We start from the raw sequence: 21,193 nt of genomic DNA, 5'->3' as shown, positions 1-21,193 counted from the left end.
ATCTCACCCGGATATTCCTATCAGCTTATTCTCGGTATCCTCATACGAGTCTACTTCAAAGATTCCCTGACATAGAAAATCGTTAATGGAATCGATTTTGGCAATCGCTTCATCAATCTTCGCACTGGATCCTTTAACATACGCACCAATGTGAATCAAATCTTCCGCGTCGCGATAAACTGCCATCAGCTGCCGCATCTGCTGAGCAGCCTTCAAATGTTCCGGTGATACCACTTCATTCATGACACGGCTGACGCTGGGCATGATATCAATGGCCGGGAAATGATTCTGAGCGGCAATATTGCGGCTCAAAACGATATGACCATCCAAAATGCTTCGAACTGCATCGGCAATCGGTTCATTCATATCATCACCATCAACCAGAACCGTATAGATTCCTGTAATGGAGCCACGCTCACTGGTGCCAGCCCGTTCCAAGAGCCGCGGCAGCATGGCAAATACCGACGGCGTATAACCACGGGTAGCCGGCGGCTCACCAATGGTAAGTCCTACTTCACGCTGAGCCATGGCAAAACGCGTTACCGAGTCCATCATCAAAATGACCTTCCGACCCTGATCGCGGAAGTATTCAGCAATAGCCGTGGCCGTCATAGCCCCTTTGATGCGTACCAGGGCTGGCTGGTCTGAGGTAGCTACTACCACTACCGACCGCTTCATGCCCTCTTCGCCCAGGTCACGTTCAATGAAATCTCGAACCTCGCGACCACGCTCCCCCACCAAGGCGATAACACTGATATCCGCCTCGGTGTTGCGGGCTATCATGGATAACAACGTGGATTTGCCGACACCGGAACCAGCCATAATGCCAATTCGCTGTCCTTCCCCCATTGTTATCAAGCCATCAATGGCCCGGACACCCACATAAAGATTCTCGTGAATGCGGGGCCGGCTAAGGGGTGCCGGTGGGTCTGCCTGCAGAGGATATTCCTCCCGGCAGAGCAACGGTCCCTTGTCGTCCATGGGATTTCCCAAACCATCCAGCACTCTTCCCAAGAGCTCCGGACCTACCTTGACATTTAGCATCTTCTGAGCCGATACCACTTCACATCCAGGCCCAATCCCCTGCATTTCACCGACGGGCATCAACATAACATAACCTTCCCGGAAGCCAACTACCTCTGCGGGAATAGGGGCCACATCTGCCAGCCGCGAATGAACATAACAAAGCTCACCAACACTGACTGTCGGGCCTTGCGACTCAATAACCAGTCCAATAACCTGGGTAACCTTCCCCGTAAGTTTCATAGAGGGACAGTTTCTTACCGCCTCGGTGAATTTGGTAATATTTAATTGGAAGCTCTTGCCGCTCTCTTCACTCATAGCATTACATCCCGTACCGCTTGTTTCAAAAGTTCTATCCTTGTTGCCAGGCGAGCATCGACACTGCCATTTGGCGTCTCGATAAGGCAATCACCTGGTTTCAAGCTTTCATCCGACGTAACGGTCAGCACAGCATCACCATAAGTCAAAATCGTCCGGAACTCCTCACGGGCCATTAACACCAAATCATAACTATCCGGTGGAACGTGAACGATAAGCTCCTTTTGATTTTTAACTTTGAGAATGGCATCCTTCACCATGGGCAGAACGACCTGCGGTACATCGATAAAATGCTGTGGCAGTACCTTATCGACCACACTCATGGCAATGGTAATTATATCCTGTTCTGCCTGCTGTACATAATCCCGCGAAGCTTTATGCGCATCCGACAGGGTTTTTTCAGCCTTGGCATTTGCCTGGCGAATGATTTCGGCCATCTCTTCGCGGACTTTTTGCTCCCCTTCGTCATGGCCAGCCTCATAGCCTTCTCGACGGCCTGCCTGCTGAGCCTGCTCCTTGAGCGCTTCGATTTCCTGTTGTGCTTCTGCCAACAGCCGTTCACGCTCAGCCTGCGCCTCCTGCTTGATTATCTCGGCGTTTATCTTGGCATCTTTGAGCATCTCTGAGGCCCGCTGCTCTTTTCGAGCAATTTCAGCCATTATATGGGCGCGGGCCTCATCGTCCATCGTCATATCTGCCACAGACTCCTGTTTAGGTGGCTCCGGCGTATCGATAAAATGAGGGTTGTCTTTCCATACAGCGGCTTTGATAACCTTAGACAATCATCTCGTCTCCCTGTCCACGCGAAACAACAATCTCGCCCTTGTCCTCCAACGTGCGGATGACATTGACGACCTTCTGCTGTGCTTCTTCGACATCGCGGATCTTGACCGGCCCCATGAACTCGATTTCCTCACGCAGCATGTCGGCAGCACGCTTCGACATATTCTTGTAGACTTTGTCGGCAACTTCCTGAGGCGTAGCCTTGAGAGCCAGCGACAAATCCTTCGTATCCACCTCGCGAAGTACCATCTGCAAGGAACGGTCGTCCAGCTGAACGATATCCTCGAATACGAACATGAGCCGCTTGATTTCTTCGGCCAGCTCCGGATTGTCCACTTCGAGGGTTTCGATAATGGACTTCTCGGTGGTGCGGTCGACGCGGTTGAGTACCTCAACAATAGCCTTGACACCACCTGCAGAAGTGAAGTCCTGCGTAACCAGTGTTGAGAGCTTACGCTCCAACACACGCTCGACCTCGCGGATAATATCCGGAGAAGTCCGGTCCATCTGCGCAATGCGCTTTGCAACATCAGCCTGAGCATCCGGAGACAGCGAACCTAAAACGGTTGCCGCCTGATCCGGATCCAAATACGCCATGATTAGCGCAATGGTCTGGGGATGCTCGTTCTGGATAAAGTTCATAAGCTGTGACGGATCGGTCTTGCGTAGGAAGTCGAAAGGACGAACCTGCAGACTCGTCGTGAGGCGATTGATAATATCCATCGCCTTTTCGGACCCCAGTGCCTTCTCGAGGACATTCTGAGCATACTCCAAACCACCACTGGATATATAATCCTTGGCCATCGCCATTTGATAAAACTCGCTGATTACGGCAGCTTTCTGTTCAGCGCTGACCTGCTTGTGATTGGCAATTTCCAGTGTTATTTTTTCAATTTCTTCATCATCAAGATGCTGGAACAACTTGGCCGAATACTCTGGTCCAAGTGCTATGAACAGTATCGCAACTTTCTCCTGATTGGAAAGTTCCGGCTCACTGTCTCCATACATATCAAATGCCATTTATTCATCCTCCGAAAGCCAAGTCTTGATAAGCATAGCCACTTCGGCCGGCTTCTGATCGATGAGCTGCTGCAACGTCTGCTTCTCGGTAAGATGACGCTGCTCCTCTTCGGTAAGCTCTTCTTCGCCAACTTCGCCAGCATCCACGCGTTCTGCCCTCTCTGCTGCCAAACGTGCCTTCTCCTCCTCTTCGAGACGTCTCTGCTCTTCGAGTGCGGCAAGTTCCTGCTGTTTCTTGCGGCGACGCATCATGATAGCACCAACAATCAGTGCCAAAACCAACAATGCGGCAGCAATCTGCATGTAGAAAATGCGGTCTTCACGATCCTTGGCGGCCTGTTCTTCCGCAGCCCGGCGGTCTCTAAGCTCCGTACTGAACGGCAGTGGCTCAACGGAAATCGTGTCACCACGATCCTGATTGATACCAGCGGCGCTGCTTACCGTACGCATGATGCTGTCCTGCTGGGTTGCATTGACATCATCATTGACCAGCACAGCTACATTCAAACGGCGAATCGAACCTGGCGCAGCCACGACTTTCGACTTTTCCTCATTGATTTCGTAGTTTTTCGTCGATTCCTTTTTGGAATACTCTGCATTGGAATTCCCATTCTGGGCAACATACCCCGGAACATTCGACTGAACACCAGCGGCACCGCCCGGCTGGGTCGAAGTGCCATTATAGGACTCACTAACATCCTGCTGACTGCGAATAATACCGGAATCGTCCACTACTGGCGTGAAGGTCTGTTTGTCCGTCGTACGGTCGTCAAAGTCCAGCTCGACATTTACCCGGGCAAAAGCACGGCCTTCACCTAGCGACTGGTCCAAAAGTGTCTGAATGCTCTTCTGGATATTATCCTGAACCTTCTTGGTCATATCCAACTGCGTCATGGTCTTTGCCCCAACGCTGTTTTCTTCGTTTTCATCCGGGTCGTTGAGAATCTTGCCTGTATCATCAACGATGGTAATGTTCTCCGGCTTTAAGCCCTGGATACTATTGGCTGCCAAATTGACAATGCCCTTGATTTCTTTTTTGCTGAGCTCAGCCTGGGGTTTGAGACGAAGCATAATCGATGCCGTTGCCGGTTTCTCATTCTTCTTGTAAAGACTGTCTTCTGGAAGAACGATATGAACCCGAGCTTTTTCGACTGCTTCAATCTGCTCAATCGTACGGGTCAGTTCCCCCTGAAGTGCCTGAAGGAAATTGACCTTATTCTGGAATTCGGTAACACCGAGTTTGCTGTCATCGAAAATCTCAAAGCCTTTGTTGCCGCGCGGCAAGCCCTGAGAAGCCAAATCCAAGCGAGCATCATGAACATTCTTGGACGGAACCAGGATAGTTGTTCCCTGCTTCGTTTCCTGCACTTCGTAATTAATTTTTGATTCTTTTAATTTAGCCGCTACTTCACCGGCATCCTTTGCTTCCATATTGGTAAACAGAGGAACCATATCCGGCTTATTGCCATACCAGGCACTCAGGCCAATGATAGCAACGAGAATAGCCAAAGCGGACCCCAGCATGATATAGCGCTGGCGTTTGCTGAACCTGGCCCACAGGTTCTTATACCGCTCTTTCCAATCTCCCATGATCTCAATCCCTTCAAGTCAATTCTGTCTAAATCTGCTATAAAAATTATACCTGCATCCGCATGATTTCCTGATAAGCTGAAATCGCACGATTCCGAAGCTGAAGGGTGAGCTGCAGGGCAATGTCAGCCTTCTGGCTGGCAATAACCACCTGTGCAACGTCATCAATTTGTCCAGCCGCCAGCAATGCATTCTGCCGGTCCGAATCCAGCTGGAGTTCGTTGGTCTTCTTCAAAGCATCCTTCAAATACTCTCCAAAGCCTTTTACTTCTTCTTTTGGCTGGGTCTCCCCTAAATGACTGTTGGCGTGCATCGACACCGGTGTCATTTGCAATGCTTGTATATCCATAGCTCTGTCCTTTCAAAAGCCGATATCATAAGAATTTCTGCTTATTTGCTGCCCATCTCTAATGCCTTTGTTACCATGGACTTAGCAGCATTGATTGTCGTCGTATTCGCCTCGTAGGCACGGGAAGCCGTAATCATATCAACCATTTCGGCCACGATATTGACGTTTGGGCGTTCCACATACCCTTGGGCATTCGCATCCGGATGGCCGGGGTCATATACCAAAGGCCCCTGAGTGTCGTCTGTACCAATGCTGACGGCACGAACGCCATCCCCTGCTTCGAGTTTATTGACCGAACGCTGCAGAAAACTGGAAAAACTATTTCCCGACTTCGCACGCGGCTCAAAAACCACATAACGGCGGTGATATGCACCGCCTTCCTGAGTTCTTGTTGTATTGGCATTCGCAATATTATTGGAAATAACATCCATACGAAGGCGCTCGGCTGTAAGTCCCGATGCTGCTGCATCGATTCCCAAGAACATGCTCATAAAGTTTCTCCTCTATCTCCCATCATCAACTCTGACCGCTGGTAATAACGTTCTTCATCTTCGTCATAAAGCTCCCCAGCTCGGTGGACATCGCGTTGTAATAGAGCTGGTTTTTGGCAAGGCTTGCCATTTCAATATCAATATCCACGTTGTTGTTATCCACGCGCATGGTCGTCGTGCCATCCTCTTCGATGACAGCATGAACCTTCCCCGGCATCGCCATGGGCAGATGACGGTCATGGGTGCGTACCATCTGTACGCGTCTGCTGCTGTCTCCCAGATGCATTTCTTTTGCCAGCAAGTCTTCAAAATTTACCGCACTCCTCTTAAAGTTCGGCGTATTGACGTTAGCGATGTTATTACTGATGACTTCGTGGCGCAAATTTGCAGCCTGAAGGCCACGGCCCAGATAGTCGAAGTTCGGCGAATTCATGATTTGTTCCAGCATTCCAGAATCACATCCTCTCTCGGATTTTAGCACCCGTTCATAGTTACCTTTTATTTATTTTCTACATAACCCCTGCAACTCCTTCAAATTTTATCATTTTTTTCTTCTTTTTAGAAGTAGGCTCTCTCATTTTTTTGCCAAAAATAAAAAGGCTGATACATTTTTGTACCAGCCTTCTACGGAAAAGACCTTAATCTTTCATTTTCTGAACTTCATCTAAGAGATATTCGTTGAGAACTTTAATATATGTTCCCTTCATACCCAGCGATTTCGAGGTAATTACGCCTGCCGACTCGAATTTGCGCAGTGCATTAACGATAACGGAACGGGTAATCCGAACCTTGTCGGCGATTTTCGATGCCACAAGATAGCCTTCCGTGTCCTGAAGTGCCGACAGGATTGCAATGGCAGCTTTACGCTCCGAGAAGGAAAGCGTATTGAGGGCAATCTGAACCGTTGCCTTCTTCCGTGCCTCGATTTCGATTTTCTCCGCATGGTCGCGAAGCATCTCCATGCCAACCACCGTGGCACCATACTCGCAAAGGAGCAGGTCATCATCGGTAAACTCCTCATCGTATTTTGCCACAATCAGCGTACCAATACGTTCACCAACACCATAAATCGGGACAATCGTCGTATTCTTGCCGTTAAACATGCATTTCGTATTTTCTTCGTAGGCACACATACCCGTTTTGGAACGAAGATTTGCATTCGTCTCATCCATGCGGATAAGCCAATTCACATAATGCTTTGGAAACTCTCCCTGGTTGATGACCTTATCCACCATCAAATCGCACTCGAAATCATCGACAAAAGCATAGCCAAAAATTTTTCCCTTGCGGTTGGTGATATAGACATTTGCCCCCAATACATTGCTGAGAACACGGGAAATACCATCGTACTCAACATTTTCCGAACGCTGGAGCAGACGGTTGATTTTTCTTGTTTTTTCCAGTAATGATGCCATTTAAATTTTCTCCTTTTCAAAATATTCCGATACACAATATCCGTTCAATAAAGTAACCATCGCATTATTAAGGTTATTTTATCACATTTTTCAAAATAATCATAGATGCTGAACAATATTTTTAATTAAATTTTCGAAATATTCCCCAGCGCAGAAACTAAGGACCTGAGTCTCAGGTCCTTAGTTTCGTAAACCATATCCCTTACAGGATGAATTGCGACAGATCACGGTTCACCACGATATCCGAAAGCTGCTTATCCACATAGGCAGCATCTATGACAACCTGTTTCTCCTCTAGTTCTGGGGCGGAAAAGCTTATCTCCTCCAACAGTTTTTCCAGCAGAGTGTGCAGGCGGCGAGCACCAATATCCTCTGCCTGATCATTGACATCACAAGCCAGCTGAGCCAACCGAGAGATCGCATCCGGCGCAAAGGACAAGCTCACCCCCTCTGTCTCTAGGAGTGCTTCATACTGCTTAAGTAAAGCATTGCGCGGTTCGGTGAGGATCTTTTCAAAATCCTCTTTGCGCAGGGATTTGAGTTCTACGCGAATGGGGAAACGCCCCTGCAATTCAGGAATGAGATCCGAAGGCTTGGCCATATGAAAAGCACCTGCTGCAATAAAAAGCACGTGATCCGTCTTTAGCGGGCCGTATTTCGTCATAACCGTTGAACCTTCAACGATTGGCAAAATATCCCGCTGAACACCTTCACGGGATACATCGGCTCCCGAGGAATTTCCCTTGACGGCAACTTTATCAATTTCATCCAGGAAAACAATGCCGCTGTGTTCTGCTACTTTAATGGCTTCATCCGCCACGGCTTCCATATCAATCAGGCGGTTGGCTTCCTCTTGGGTGAAAATCTTCCTGGCCTGTTCCACGGTTACCTTGCGTTTTTTATGGCGCTTTGGCATGAGATTGCCAATCATATCCTGAAGGTTATCCCCCATCCCCTCGAGACTAGAACCTGCAAACATGCCCACCATTGGCTTGCCAGATTCTTCCACATCAATCTCAATAATCTCCTGTTCAAGCTCACCATTTTCCAGACGCTTGCGAACCCATTCTCTTCCGGCCTGATACTTCGGTTCCGGCTGAGGCTCTACCGTTGCCTCTTCCTCGACGCCAAAAAGCCTTCCTAGAGGATTCTGGGATTTCTTCTGCTCCGGAACGAATACATCGAGAATCCGTTCTTCGGCCAATTCCGTTGCCTTTTCCTGAACTGCTTCAATACGCTGTTGGCGAACCATCCGTACAGCAGTCTCAGCCAAATCCCGAATCATGGATTCGACATCACGGCCCACATAACCGACTTCCGTAAATTTGGTTGCCTCCACCTTGATGAATGGCGCCCGTACCAATTTCGCCAGCCGACGGGCGATTTCCGTTTTTCCCACACCAGTCGAGCCAATCATCAGTATGTTCTTCGGAATGACTTCTTCCTTCATATCAGCAGACAGCTGCCGGCTGCGCCAACGATTGCGCAGGGCGATTGCTACTGATCGCTTCGCCTCGTCCTGTCCAACGATATATTTGTTGAGTTCTTCCACGATTTGGCGCGGAGTCTGTTCATTTACACCAATTTCTTCCATTAGTCCAGTTCCTCCACTTTAATATTATGATTCGTGTAGACACAGATATCCGCTGCAATTGACAACGCTTCCTTGGCAATCTCACCTGCACTCATGTCGGTGTGTTTGACCATGGCCCGGCCGGCCGATAAGGCATAAAATCCGCCAGACCCAATCGCCGCCACATCACCATCTGGTTCAATGACTTCCCCATTGCCCGACAGCATCAGCATCGTGTCCTGATCTGCTACCAGCAGCAAAGCTTCTAACTTGCGAAGCACCTTGTCCGTTCGCCATTCTTTTGCCAATTCTACAGCCGCTCGCTGTAAATTGCCATTATAGGACTCCAGCTTCGCCTCGAATTTCTCAAACAGGGTGAAGGCATCTGCCACCGAACCGGCAAACCCAGCCAGAATCTTATTGTGGTAAAGACGGCGCACCTTCCGGGCATTGGCCTTCATGATGGTGTGCTCCCCAAAGGTAACCTGTCCATCACCGGCAATGGCTGTCTTGCCATTTTTACGAACCGCACAGATTGTCGTGGCATGAAATTGTGTCTCCATGGCATTACTCTCCAATCTTATCCTTAAACATTTCAATCGCGTTCAAAGCCCGCTCAGCCAGACGCTGTTTTTTCAGCTTTTTATCTTTGATGTATTTGCCATTTTCATTACGCATGTCGATTTCTGGCAGGATGCCAAAATTCACATTCATGGGCTGGAAATGTTTCGCCTCACTAGTCGTTATATAGTGGCACAATGCCCCATGACAACTTTCAGCAGGGAATACCAACGGCTCTTTCCCCATGGCCAGCCGTGCAGCATTGACGCCAGCAATTAGACCAGATGATGCAGACTCGATATAGCCCTCCACCCCAGTCATCTGACCGGCAAAGAGCAGGGAATCCTCCCCACGAAGTTGCAGAGTTGGGCGCATGTGCTGCGGGGAATTCAAGAAGGTATTACGGTGCATGACACCATAGCGCAAAAATTCGGCGTGTTCCAAACCTGGAATCATACCAAATACCCGGCGCTGTTCCGGCCACTTCAAATGAGTCTGGAAGCCAACGATGTTATACAGCGTCGCACTGGCATTATCCTGCCGCAGCTGAACCACCGCATAGGGCCGGACACCTGTCTCCGGATGCTCCAATCCCACCGGTTTGAGGGGACCGTATAGCAGGGTGTCTTTCCCACGGCTGGCCATAACCTCCACCGGCATGCAGCCTTCGAAAAACTTCTCCTTTTCAAAATCCTTCGTCGGCGCCTTTTCGGCATTTACCAACTCCGTCCAGAAGGCCTCATACTCTTCCTTCGTCATGGGACAGTTGATATAAGCCGCCTCTCCTTTTCCGTAACGGGAAGCGCGATAAGCCTTGCTCATATCGACGGAATCGAGGCTGACAATCGGTGCCGCGGCATCGTAGAAATACAGCGAATCATTGCCCGTACGGGCAGCCACATCTTCCGCCAATTTTCCATCCGTCAGCGGGCCGCTGGCCACGACTGTTATCGCATCCTCCGACAGCGGAATGCGCTCCAACTCTTCGTGAATTACGGTAATCCGCGGATGCTCTGACACCTTTTTCGTCACATAGTCACTAAAACCATGACGGTCAACGGCCAGGGCACCACCAGCGGGAACCTTCGTGGCATCTGCTGCCTCCATGATAATCGAATGGAGCCGGCGCATTTCTTCCTTGAGAACGCCTACGGCATTCTCAAGCCCTGCTCCACGCAAGGAATTGCTGCAAACGAGTTCGGCAAAACCCGCAGTCTTATGGGCGGGCGTCGATTTAACCGGCCGCATTTCATAAAGGGTTACCTCTGCACCAAGTTCCGCCGCCTGCCAGGCAGCTTCGGAGCCAGCCAAGCCAGCTCCTATGATGATAACTTTTTTCATTCCTTATTCTTTTCCTCTTTCGCAACCTTAGCTGCTTTCTCCGCATCACGAGCTTTTTTTGCTTCTGCCCGTTGACGCATCTTATCCAATTCCTTGTTGATGGGGTGATCAATACGAGTCTCACAAGCATCGTTGCTGCAATAAAGCAGGGCCCGCCCGTTTTTATAGTGATGTTTCAGCATAAACGCACCACATTTCGGACAAGTCTCCTTCTGCGGCTGGTCCCAAGTCGTGTAATCACATTCCGGATAATTCTTGCAGCCGTAAAAATTCCGGCCGCGGCGAGTCTTGCGCTCTACGATGGCGCCACCGCATTTGGGGCACTTAACCCCTGTGTCTACCAGCAATGGTTTGGTATTGCGGCATTCCGGAAAGCCGGGGCATGCCAGGAACTTGCCAAATCTTCCCTGCTTTACCACCATCATCCGGCCACAGAGTTCGCATTTCACGTCCGAAACTTCCACAGGAAGCTCAACATGACCGATGGCTTCATCGGCTTTTTCCAGCGTTGTCTCAAAGGGGCCATAGAACTCCCGCAGGAGGTTGTTCTTCTCCACCTTTCCCTCAGCGATTTCATCCAACTCATTTTCCAGATTGGCTGTAAATTTTACATCGACGATATTCTTGAAATACTCTTCGAGCATATCCACTACCACAAAACCTAATTCCGTCGGCTGGAAATGCTTATCGATGCGCTGCACATAACCACGCGCCTGAATCGTCTCGATAATCGGGGCATAGGTACTCGGACGTCCGATTTCTTTTTCCTCCAACGTCTTTACCAGGGAGGCATCATTATAGCGCGGTGGCGGTTCCGTGAAGTGCTGCTGGGGAAGGGTTTTCGCCGTATTCAAAATATCGCCTTCCGCCAGTTCCGGAAGCACCACATCTTTCTCCTTTTTGGTGGAATCAGCCCCAGCGTAAACAGCCGTAAAGCCGGCAAATTTCAATTTCGAGCCAGCTGCCCGGACCGTATAGCGTTCTCCCGCCTTAATGGAAATGCTCATCGTATCGTAGACAGCAGCCGTCATCTGGCTTGCCGTGAAACGCTGCCAAATCAGCGTATATAATTTGAGCTGGTCCTTATTTAAGAATTTTTCGATTGCCTCCGGCGTCAGCGTAACATTGGTGGGACGAATGGCCTCGTGAGCATCCTGGGCCTTTTTCCCAGCAGAATAAACATTTGGCTTTGGCGGAACGAAGGCCTCGCCGTACTGCTCGCCGATAAAGGCGCGAGCATCATTCTGAGCCAGGTCGGAAAGGCGGGTCGAATCGGTACGCATGTACGTGATAAGACCCGTTGCGCCATGGCGGCCCAATTCGATGCCTTCATAGAGCTGCTGGGCCAGCATCATGGTTTTGCGGGAAGTAAAGCCCAGCTTGCGGGCCGCATCCTGCTGCAGGGAACTGGTGGTAAAGGGCGCCGATGGTTTACGGCGACGCTCACTTTTCTTCACGGCCTCTACCTTAAGCTCCTGTTTATTAAAATCAAGGAGCAGTTCCTTGGTTTCTCTTTCGTTATGAAGGTCCAGTTTTTTGCCGTCAACCTGGGTGAGTTCCGCATCAAACATCGCCGATTTCTCTTTGCGCAATTTTAGGCCCACCGTCCAGTATTCCACGGAATCAAAGGCCTGTATTTCCTTTTCCCGGTCGCAAATGAGTTTTACTGTAACTGACTGCACGCGTCCTGCCGACAGCCCCTTGCGAACTTTGCGCCAAAGGAGCGGCGAAAGCTTATAACCCACAATTCGGTCCAACATACGCCGTGCCTGCTGGGCATCCACCTGGTCGATGTTGATGGAGCGTGGGTGCTTGACAGCATCCTGAATGGCCGGCTTCGTAATTTCATTAAAGACAATGCGGCAGTCTTCCTCTGGATCTAACCCCAGAATATAGGAAAGATGCCAGGCGATAGCCTCTCCCTCGCGATCAGGGTCGCTTGCGAGATACACTTTATCGGCGTTCTTGGCATCCTTCTTGAGTGCCTTGATGAGGTCGCCTTTACCGCGGATATTTATGTATTTGGGCGCAAAGTCATTGTCGACATCAATACCAAACTGACTCTTCGGCAAATCCCGCAGATGCCCCATAGAGGCTCGTACCATATATTTGCGGCCAAGATATTTTTCAATCGTCTTTGCCTTAGCTGGCGACTCTACGATAACCAAGGTCTTTTTAACTTTGGATTTTGCTTTCGCCTTTGCTTTTGTCTTGGTTTTCGTTGCTGTTGCAGTCAAACCATCACTCCCTCTCAGCACGCCTATAGGCATGCAGCTCATTCTCTATAACAAAACCTTTAAGCTCCATTTGCAGGAGCAAAAAAGCCAGATTCGACATTTCTCCGTTAGGCAGACTATCGAATATTTCATCAATAGTCAACGGATGTTCAAAAGACAAAACCTGCCAAATCTGCCGTTCCTCCGGCGTAAACTGCCGTCTTATCTTTTGCTTGGGTGGCGCGGCTATTCCGTATTCCACAAGAATATCCGCCGGTTCTTGTACCAACTTGGCTCCCTGTTGAATCAAGTGATTACAGCCTTGACTAGTGGTAGAATAAATACTGCCAGGAATCGCAAACACATCTCGGCCCTCCGAGAGGGAAAGCTCGGCTGTAATCAGCGAACCCGAATGCCTAGCAGCTTCCACCACCAGCGTTCCCTTGGATAATCCGCTTATTATGCGGTTCCGGGCGGGGAAGAAAATCGGCAGAGGATTCGTTCCCGGTCCATATTCCGACAGAACTACACCACCCCTTTCGGGAATCTCCCGCAGAAGCCGTTTGTTTTCCGCGGGATAGGCAACGTCCACGCCACAGCCCAGCACGGCCACCGTCCTGCCCGCTTTCAAGGCGCCTTTATGGGAGGCCGTATCGATGCCTCTAGCGGCACCACTGACTACCGTTAGACCAGCCGCTGCCAGTTGCCTTCCGAACTCCAAAGCAATGCCCTCACCATAAGGGGTGAAGCGCCTAGCCCCCACCATAGCGACGCGTTCAGCCGCTGGCTGCCAAAGGCCACGATAGTACAGAACCACCGGCGGATCAAAGATTTCCTTCAATATATTAGGATATTCGCTCTGGATTATGGAGCAAAGATTTATCCCCAATCGTTGGCATTGTTCCGCCAGCTGCTCCGGCAATGCTGGATTCTCTTTCCGAAAAACTGCCAAGTTCTGCACCCGATGGGAAGACAGTCCCCCTTCTAAGCACAATGCTTCCAAAGGCGCCTGCCAAATCGAAGCCGCAGAGGGAAACTTCTCCAACAGTTTTTGGATATTTCGGCTGCCTAAGCCGCGGCAGCGTGCTAACGCCGCCAAATAATAGCTATCCTCGGATTTCATCTTATCGCCATCCTTAGACCTATACATTTGTTTATCTTAGCGAAAATTTATGTTGAATGCAACACTTTCCCCAACAATTTCATAAAAATTTTAGATAGGTGTATCGAATTTCAAACAGTATAAAAGGCCATCAGCCAATATTCGGCTGATGGCCCAACAGGTCCATTTTATCCCTGAACACGCGTTGTTTCGACTTCAACATAATCGATAGGACCAGAAATAGGAACCGACGGTTTGCGAATCCGCGCCGTCACCGTATGGAAGTGCGGATATTTCGCCAACAATTTATCCCCAATATGTGCTGACAACGCCCCTAACATCTGGAATCGCTTATTCTCCGTTACATCCTTGACAATATCGTAAATAGCAGCTGGGTCAACACCGTCTTTGACATCGTCCGTTTCCGCCATACGGTCATCTTTTGTCTCAATCTCAATGTCGACATAGAATTTCTGGCCCTGCTCGCGCTCATACTCATAAACACCATGAAAGCCGTAGAACATCATATTGTGGATTCTAACCTTTGCCATCGTAGTCACTCCTCATTTTAAATGATACCATTTTTTACATCTTGCAACTTACAAAAGTTCTCATTGCTTCTGCTTACCTTAATTCGTGACCCTTGGCAAAAATCCTGCCTGTTTCCAGAATATTTCCGAATATTTCTAAGTCATTGCGTAAAAAGTTCATCCCAAAAGGCATAGGCTGCCATCAAAAAAATCAATAACAGCAAAAACAAATCGCCCATTCCAACACCTCCAACGTAAAATCGGTAAAAAAATTGGAGAGGTCTATACCTCTCCCAAAAGACTGGTCATAATCACATTACCCGGCGAGCACCAATGTAGCAGGAGCCCCAATAAGAGCTATCCAGCGACGCTACACTGACACCGCGGCTAGACGACGCATTGATGAACTTGCGGTCACCCAGGTAGATGCCTACGTGAGATGCTCCCGGTTCATACGTCGAAAAAAATACCAGGTCACCTGGCATAAGTTCGCTGTCAGAAACATACGAACCAGCCTCATACTGGACATCTGCCGTACGCGGCAGAGAAATGCCAGCGTGTGCAAAGACATACTGAACGTAACCAGAGCAGTCAAAGCCATTCGGAGTGGTGCCACCGAACACATACGGAACGCCAAGATACTGCATCGATTCGTCGATGACCGTACGCTTGATGTAGTTGGAACCATGGGATACTGCCGGCATCGTCTTGCCCAGCAGTGCCGTGTAGGTCGTGGAACCCACCTGTCCATCCGCATTCATCCCGTGAGAACTCTGAAATGCCTTTACAGCTTCAGCCGTGGCCGGACCAAAGTCACCATCAGCTGATACATCGTAGCCGAGACGGACCAATTGTCCCTGAATCTCTGCTACATCGGTGCCCTGATCGCCTACGCGGAATGCCGAAGCCCCGCATACGGAAAACCAGCACATAAGGATCATGGATAGCGCAAATACGCGCATTGCTTTACTCAAAAAGCCAACTCCTCTCTCTATTCGCCTACGAGGTTAGCTGCCGGGCTCGGGTAGAGAAGACCACCCGCTTCAGTATCATGCTGCCATGAGTCTGACGTTCGCCCCAAAAAATCTGGTTCCCCCGCTCCTGGGCTGGATTCGGCTTATTCTTATGTAAGGACCCAATTTATATAATACGGCAAAAACCGCATTATTCCTTCTTGTTACTAATGTTTTTCTTAATCGTTCTTAATCCGGCTTACTTTTTCAGCTTCTTTTCAGAAAGCTGGCAGACATGAAAATTGGCTGTCATCACTGACAGCCACAATATTCATCTCACGTTGCTATAAGCAATCAATAAGCCGAGTTTTGTTCCGCTTGCGCGGTGACAATCATTTATCTAGGCACGGCAGTTGCCTGCCGGCTCAAGCGACTCAACCCGGAAGGTTCCGCGGGCCGCATCATCCCTTCCCTATTTGGTCTTGCTCCGTGTGGGGTTTACCCAAGCCAGCCAGTCACCTGACTGCTGGTGCGCTCTTACCGCACCTTTCCACCCTTACCTGACAAGCAGGCGGTCTAAATCTCTATGGCACTATCCCTAAGGTCACCCTCGCTGGACGTTATCCAGCACACTGCCCTATGGAGCCCGGACTTTCCTCATCTGCCTTCAAGAGGCAGCCGCGATTGTCTTGACAACTTATATCAACGTTGCACATTATAACACAATTAGCACGTCTTTGTCAAATCAGGTACTAATCCCCACGTTGCGGTATAATTTTAATCCTGCTATAATGAAATAGGGACATTTGCCCTTTTCTTATTTCTTATTTTTTTTTATAATTGTCCTATAAGTTTTAACTTTTCAGAATTGATTTCAGAAAGAAGGAAAACATCATGGCTACACCTCATATTGGCGCAGAAAAAGGCGATATCGCTGAGCGCATCCTGCTGCCGGGCGATCCGCTGCGTGCAAAATTCATTGCGGAAAATTTCCTTGATAACCCCAAACAGTATACTTCTGTCCGCAACATCCTCGGCTTCACTGGTACTTACAAGGGAGTTCCTGTTTCCGTTCAGGGTACTGGCATGGGCATTCCATCCATTTCCATCTACACTCACGAACTCATCCATTCCTTCGGTGTCAAGAAACTGTTCCGCGTCGGTACCTGCGGTGGTATGCACCCGGATGTCAAACTCCGTGACGTTTTGATTGCCCAGGGCGCCAGCACGGATTCTTCCATCATCAAGAACATCTTTGGCGGCTCCATCAACTACGCACCGCTGGCAGATTTCGACCTTCTCTCGAAGGCTGTGGAAAACACGAAGAAGCTGAATCTGCATGCAACGGTCGGCAACATCATCTCCGTAGACCGTTTCTACGACGATGAAATCGACAACGAAAAGCTCCGCAAATACGGCATCCTGGCTGTTGAAATGGAAGCAGCTGCACTCTACACGCTGGCTGCTGAAGCCCATGTTCAGGCTCTGGCTCTCTTCACGGTCAGCGACCATCTGCTGACGGGCGAAGCTTGCTCGGCTGAGGAACGTCAGACTTCCTTCAATGATATGATTAAAATTGCCCTCGAAACGGCAATTGAAGACTAAGCTCTTTGGCTTTCTGCTTCATAAAAAAGAACCGCTATTCGCTAATGCGAATAGCGGTTCTTTTTGCGTCAGGCATTCTGCAAAAAAGCCGTATAGCCCTTGCAGGCTTCGTAGACATCCACCTTGCTGGTAGCCTCCCAAGGCGCGTGCATACTCATAACACCAACGCCGCTGTCAATAACCTGCATGCCATAAAGGCTCATGATATAGGCAATGGTACCGCCGCCGCCCAAGTCGACTTTGCCCAGTTCGGCCAGCTGATAATGGACATTATGGTCGTCCATAATGCGGCGAAGTTCTGCCAAATACTCTGCATTAGCATCGTTAGAACCGGACTTGCCGCGTGCCCCAGTGAACTTATTGAACACCATTCCCTTGCCAAGATAGGAAACATTCTTCTTGTCGTAGGCGCTAGCATACAAGGCATCATATGCACTCGAAACATCCGAGGAAAGCATTTTGCAATTTGCCAGGGTACGGCGCAAGGCGAGGTCACTGTAAGCCCCACAGGCATTTAGCAGCTCTGCCACTACATTCTCGAAGAAGCGGGACTGCATTCCCGTGGCACCCACACTGCCGATTTCTTCTTTGTCTACCAACAGACAGCAGGCAGTGCGGCGCATTCTGCCCGTTGCCAACATTGCCACCAGCGATGTATAGGCACACACGCGGTCATCCTGCCCATACGCCAGCGTCATGCTGCGGTCAAAGCCAAGTTCCCGGGCCTTGCCAGCCGGCACTAAAGCCAGTTCCGCTGACCGGAAATCCTCTTCCTCAATATCGTACTTATCTTTGATAAGCTTTAAGACGCCTTCTTTTACCGATTCCTTATCGTCCTTTTTCAGTGGATAATTGCCGACGAGGATGTCCAAGTCTTCCCCTTCCACAACTTTAGCGGCATTTTTTTTCATCTGCTCCTGGGAAAGATGAATCAAAAGGTCCGTAACGCAGAATACCGGGTCTGCCTCATCCTCACCAATACAGATATCGATAACGCGGCCGTCCTTCTTGGCCACCACACCATGAAGGGCCAGGGGCTGGGTAACCCACTGGTATTTCTTAATACCGCCATAGTAATGGGTATCGAGGTAAGCCAGCCCGCCATCCTCATAAAGGGGGTTCTGCTTCACATCCAAACGGCAGGTATCGATATGAGCGCCGAGGATATTCATGCCCTGCTCCAACGGCTCTTCACCAATATTGAACAGCACCAAAGCCTTCTTCATATTGACGGCGTATACCTTGTCGCCAGCGGAAAGCTTTTCGCCATTTTTTACCACTGCAAAAAGATCCCGATAACCAGCAGCCTCTGCCTGTTTTACCGCCTCGATCACGCTTTCGCGCTCCGTCTTGCACTTGCTCAAAAATTCGCGATATCCCTGGTTAAGGTTCTCCAGTTCTTGTTTTTCTTTCTTGCTGTACTGACTCCATACGGATTTCTTTTCTTCTGCCATATTATTACTCCCTTTGTTTCACCTAGCTTTGCGAAACTGTCGTTAAAAGAATTCTTCAAGGATATCCAAAAAATCCTGTCGCGATTCCGCCTTGTTAAATCGGTCACGCAGCACAGCCCCATGGGTTATGCCCCGCGTATACCAGGTAGCATGCTTGCGCATCTCCCTAGGCCCAACGTAATCGCCTTTATACTTCAATAGCAGGTCAAGATGGCGGATAATCACTTCTGCCCGTTCCCTCATGGTCGGCCCCAGCAGCATCTCCCCCGTCTGCCAATAATGGGTAAGCTGTTTGAATATCCAGGGGTTGCCCTGGGCTGCCCGGCCCACCATCACGCCATCGGCACCGGTAACTTCCAAAATTTTCTTAAGGTCATTGCAACTGCGTACATCGCCATTGGCAATAACCGGTATGTTAACGCTTTGCTTTACCTTTGCGATAATCTCCCAATCCGCATTATCCCGATAAAACTGCTCCCGAGTACGGCCATGGACAGCAATCGCATCAACCCCGGCCTCTTCAGCCAGCTTGGCCATTTCTAGGACATTGACATGCTCTTCGTCCCAGCCTTTGCGCATTTTGACGGTAAAAGGCATCTTAATTGCCTTGCGAATGGCGGACAGAATCGCAAAGGCCTTCTGAGGCTCGCGCATCAGTGCCGACCCCTCGCCATTTTTTACAATCTTGGGGGCAGGACACCCCATATTAAAATCGAGAATGTCCGCCGTCCCCAAATCTTCCACATACTTAGCTGCCTCAGCCGCCATTTCCGGCGTGTTGGCAAAAATCTGCATGGCAATGGGACGCTCCGCCAGCTCAGTCTTTAACATCTCCAGCGTGCGCTCATTGCGGAAGTGGATTCCCTGACTGCTGACCATCTCCGCGTAGCAAAGGGGACACCCCATATCATGAGCGATGATGCGATAAGCGGTATCCGTCACCCCTGCCATAGGAGCCAGAAATACCGGCACTTCAAAATGGAAGGATCCGATATTCATGCTCATGCCTCAGTCTCCTTCTGCAGATGGTCGGCACTGCGGCCCTCACGGCGATCAGCATTGCGCTCATAAAGGGCCTGCAATCCCGTAAGGGTCAGGAAATGGTCCACCTTATCAATGGTGGAGGATTCTTTGGCAATCATGCGGGATAGACCGCCCGTGGCGATTACCTTCATTTCCTTGCCATACTCCCCCTTGATACGGCGCACAATCTCATCAATTTGGCCGACATAGCCAAAGATGATGCCCGCCTGCATGCCCTGGATGGTATTGCGGCAAATAATCTGCTTGGGCGGTACCAGCTCAATGCGTGGCAGCTGCGCCGCCCGCTGAAACAGCGCATCAGCACTGGTTCCAATGCCCGGCGCAATTACGCCGCCGAGGAAATCGCCTTCATCGCCAACGACATCGAAGGTAGTGGCCGTGCCGATATCGATGACAATTAACGGGCCGCCATATTGTTCATAGGCGCCGACTACATTGACAATTCGGTCGGCACCTATTGCCCGAGGGTTTTCATAATGCAGCTTGATTCCCGTCTTGATCCCCGGGCCCACCACCAGCGGGCGGATATGAAAATAGCGCTCACACATTTTCACCATGGGAACCACCAATGGCGGAACAACGGACGAAATAATGATTGCATGGATATCCGTCATGCGGATTCCCTGATAATTAAACAAGTCGTTCATGAGCATGCCATACTCGTCGCCAGTCTTCTGGCGGTCTGTCGAAATCCGCCAATGTTTGACCAGCTTCTTGCCTTCATAGGTTCCCATGACAATATTGCTGTTGCCAATATCAAAAACTAATAACAAAAGGGTTCCTCCTCCAATCATGCAGACCTGTCTGCATGGTCTTCTCCTACTTACGGGGTCGAATGGATACATCGCCTGCCAGCACCCGGTGACGGCCATCTGCCGCATCCACCAGCAGCGCTCCATCTTCATCGATGTCTACCGCAGTCCCCACATATTCTTCGCCATCACGAACACCGATTACGCGAACTTCCTGCCCCAGGGTAATCGAATACTTCCGCCAGGCCTCCATAACCGGCTCAAAGCCCTTGGCCAGTACCTCATCATACAATTTGTCCATGGATTCCAATAATACTTGGAAAAACTTCACGCGGGGAATTTTCTCCCCGTGGTTGGCCACCTGCAGCGAGGTTGCAATATCCCGAATATCTTCCGGGAAATCCTTCGGCAGGATATTCACGTTAATGCCGATTCCAATGACAACGTAATTGATGCGGTCCATTTCCGCACTCATTTCCGTCAAGATTCCCACCATTTTCCTGTTTGCAAACAAAATGTCATTGGGCCATTTGATGCCAGCCTCCAGGCCGAACTTCTCCATTGCCATGGCCACCGCTACTGCCGCCATCAGCGTGCACTTAGGCGCTTCCTGGGGCATAAAGGGTGGGCGCAGGATTACGGAAAACCAAATTCCCTTGCCTGCCGGCGAAAAGAATTTGCGCTCCAATCGGCCTTTGCCGCCAGTCTGCTGCTCCGTTACCACAATCGTGCCGTCCAAAGCGCCATCTGCTGCCAAATGTTTCGCCCAGGTATTGGTGGAATCCAGTATTTCCTTAAAATAAATATCGCGTCCGATACAGCGGGTTTTGAGCCCATGCCGAATTTCATTGGGCAAGAGCCTATCCGGTGCCTCCCGCAGGGAATACCCGCTCCGGGAATGACTGACAATTTCATATCCTTCCTCACGCAGCTCTCGGATATGCTTCCATATTGCCGTCCGGGATACACCGAGACGGTTTGCCATCTCTTCTCCGGAAATATACTGTTCGCCAGCACGGCGCAAAATATCAAGAATCTCAGTCCGCAATGGAAACCCTCCTTTGCTCCATTTC

At 49.9% G+C, this 21,193-nt stretch carries 20 protein-coding genes, 1 other RNA gene and 1 riboswitch; of the genes, 1 reads left to right on the top strand and 20 read right to left on the bottom strand.

Annotated elements, in window-relative coordinates; all coding sequences use genetic code 11:
* Positions 1-3 precede the first annotated feature (3 nt).
* The 16 genes from fliI to rnpB form a co-directional block, all read right to left on the bottom strand.
* Entirely contained in the window at positions 4-1,341 is a 1,338-nt protein-coding gene (gene fliI, locus BLQ36_RS05275) for a flagellar protein export ATPase FliI (protein WP_074514401.1), read from the bottom strand.
* Complete coding sequence (locus tag BLQ36_RS05270; protein WP_074514397.1) at positions 1,338-2,123, bottom strand: FliH/SctL family protein; 786 nt, start codon at positions 2,121-2,123, stop codon at positions 1,338-1,340. The genes fliI and BLQ36_RS05270 overlap by 4 nt, the downstream gene beginning before the upstream one ends.
* Complete coding sequence (fliG, locus tag BLQ36_RS05265) at positions 2,116-3,144, bottom strand: flagellar motor switch protein FliG (protein WP_143558676.1); 1,029 nt, start codon at positions 3,142-3,144, stop codon at positions 2,116-2,118. The genes BLQ36_RS05270 and fliG overlap by 8 nt, the downstream gene beginning before the upstream one ends.
* Positions 3,145-4,734 carry a flagellar basal-body MS-ring/collar protein FliF gene (gene fliF / locus BLQ36_RS05260; protein WP_074514395.1) on the bottom strand — a complete coding sequence of 530 codons (1,590 nt, stop codon included), beginning with the start codon at positions 4,732-4,734 and terminating at the stop codon, positions 3,145-3,147.
* A 46-nt stretch (positions 4,735-4,780) separates the two neighbouring features.
* Positions 4,781-5,083 carry a flagellar hook-basal body complex protein FliE gene (gene fliE, locus BLQ36_RS05255; RefSeq protein WP_033169864.1) on the bottom strand — a complete coding sequence of 101 codons (303 nt, stop codon included), beginning with the start codon at positions 5,081-5,083 and terminating at the stop codon, positions 4,781-4,783.
* 41 nt (positions 5,084-5,124) lie between these two features.
* Positions 5,125-5,574, bottom strand: coding sequence for a flagellar basal body rod protein FlgC (gene flgC / locus BLQ36_RS05250; protein WP_074514390.1), 450 nt, complete (start codon positions 5,572-5,574; stop codon positions 5,125-5,127).
* A 25-nt stretch (positions 5,575-5,599) separates the two neighbouring features.
* Complete coding sequence (gene flgB, locus BLQ36_RS05245; RefSeq protein WP_033169863.1) at positions 5,600-6,022, bottom strand: flagellar basal body rod protein FlgB; 423 nt, start codon at positions 6,020-6,022, stop codon at positions 5,600-5,602.
* Between the two features lie 190 nt (positions 6,023-6,212).
* Positions 6,213-6,989 (bottom strand): GTP-sensing pleiotropic transcriptional regulator CodY, encoded by a 777-nt coding sequence (codY, locus tag BLQ36_RS05240; RefSeq protein ID WP_074514388.1) that lies wholly within the window; start codon positions 6,987-6,989, stop codon positions 6,213-6,215.
* Between the two features lie 202 nt (positions 6,990-7,191).
* Entirely contained in the window at positions 7,192-8,583 is a 1,392-nt protein-coding gene (hslU, locus tag BLQ36_RS05235) for an ATP-dependent protease ATPase subunit HslU (protein ID WP_074514386.1), read from the bottom strand.
* Complete coding sequence (hslV, locus tag BLQ36_RS05230; protein ID WP_074514384.1) at positions 8,583-9,125, bottom strand: ATP-dependent protease subunit HslV; 543 nt, start codon at positions 9,123-9,125, stop codon at positions 8,583-8,585. The genes hslU and hslV overlap by 1 nt, the downstream gene beginning before the upstream one ends.
* Positions 9,126-9,129: 4 nt before the next feature.
* Positions 9,130-10,464, bottom strand: coding sequence for a methylenetetrahydrofolate--tRNA-(uracil(54)-C(5))-methyltransferase (FADH(2)-oxidizing) TrmFO (gene trmFO / locus BLQ36_RS05225; RefSeq protein ID WP_074514383.1), 1,335 nt, complete (start codon positions 10,462-10,464; stop codon positions 9,130-9,132).
* Positions 10,461-12,743 carry a type I DNA topoisomerase gene (gene topA, locus BLQ36_RS05220; protein WP_074514381.1) on the bottom strand — a complete coding sequence of 761 codons (2,283 nt, stop codon included), beginning with the start codon at positions 12,741-12,743 and terminating at the stop codon, positions 10,461-10,463. The genes trmFO and topA overlap by 4 nt, the downstream gene beginning before the upstream one ends.
* The gene (dprA, locus tag BLQ36_RS05215) at positions 12,706-13,803 is read right to left on the bottom strand and encodes a DNA-processing protein DprA (protein WP_074514380.1); all 1,098 of its coding nucleotides are present in this window, start codon (positions 13,801-13,803) and stop codon (positions 12,706-12,708) included. The genes topA and dprA overlap by 38 nt, the downstream gene beginning before the upstream one ends.
* A gap of 167 nt (positions 13,804-13,970) precedes the next feature.
* The gene (folB, locus tag BLQ36_RS05210; protein ID WP_074514378.1) at positions 13,971-14,333 is read right to left on the bottom strand and encodes a dihydroneopterin aldolase; all 363 of its coding nucleotides are present in this window, start codon (positions 14,331-14,333) and stop codon (positions 13,971-13,973) included.
* A gap of 290 nt (positions 14,334-14,623) precedes the next feature.
* The gene (locus tag BLQ36_RS05205; protein WP_173662983.1) at positions 14,624-15,274 is read right to left on the bottom strand and encodes an NlpC/P60 family protein; all 651 of its coding nucleotides are present in this window, start codon (positions 15,272-15,274) and stop codon (positions 14,624-14,626) included.
* 18 nt (positions 15,275-15,292) lie between these two features.
* Positions 15,293-15,440, bottom strand: a riboswitch (cyclic di-AMP (ydaO/yuaA leader).
* A gap of 168 nt (positions 15,441-15,608) precedes the next feature.
* Positions 15,609-15,965, bottom strand: an RNA gene (gene rnpB, locus BLQ36_RS05200) — RNase P RNA component class A.
* Positions 15,966-16,159: 194 nt separating this feature from the next.
* On the opposite strand from rnpB, the gene deoD reads away from it, so the two are divergent.
* Positions 16,160-16,870 (top strand): purine-nucleoside phosphorylase, encoded by a 711-nt coding sequence (gene deoD, locus BLQ36_RS05195; protein WP_074514377.1) that lies wholly within the window; start codon positions 16,160-16,162, stop codon positions 16,868-16,870.
* Between the two features lie 68 nt (positions 16,871-16,938).
* On the opposite strand, the gene BLQ36_RS05190 is transcribed toward deoD, so the two are convergent.
* Genes BLQ36_RS05190 through BLQ36_RS05175 form a run of 4 tightly spaced genes read right to left on the bottom strand, consistent with a single transcriptional unit; the run spans position 16,939 to position 21,168 of the window.
* Complete coding sequence (locus BLQ36_RS05190) at positions 16,939-18,324, bottom strand: aminopeptidase (RefSeq protein ID WP_074514375.1); 1,386 nt, start codon at positions 18,322-18,324, stop codon at positions 16,939-16,941.
* A gap of 42 nt (positions 18,325-18,366) precedes the next feature.
* On the bottom strand, positions 18,367-19,323 hold the full coding sequence (dusB, locus tag BLQ36_RS05185) for a tRNA dihydrouridine synthase DusB (RefSeq protein WP_074514517.1): 957 nt from the start codon (positions 19,321-19,323) through the stop codon (positions 18,367-18,369).
* Between the two features lie 2 nt (positions 19,324-19,325).
* The gene (locus BLQ36_RS05180) at positions 19,326-20,141 is read right to left on the bottom strand and encodes a type III pantothenate kinase (protein ID WP_074514374.1); all 816 of its coding nucleotides are present in this window, start codon (positions 20,139-20,141) and stop codon (positions 19,326-19,328) included.
* Between the two features lie 46 nt (positions 20,142-20,187).
* Positions 20,188-21,168, bottom strand: a complete 981-nt coding sequence (locus tag BLQ36_RS05175) for a biotin--[acetyl-CoA-carboxylase] ligase (RefSeq protein ID WP_074514372.1) — start codon at positions 21,166-21,168, stop codon at positions 20,188-20,190.
* Positions 21,169-21,193: the final 25 nt, after the last annotated feature.

The sequence above is a fragment of the Selenomonas sp. WCT3 genome (genome assembly GCA_900100835.1).
Taxonomy (GTDB): Bacteria; Bacillota; Negativicutes; order Selenomonadales; family Selenomonadaceae; genus Selenomonas_A; species Selenomonas_A ruminantium_E.
The sequence above is the reverse complement of the archived record's forward strand: the minus strand, read 5'-3'. Positions and strand labels throughout refer to the sequence as shown.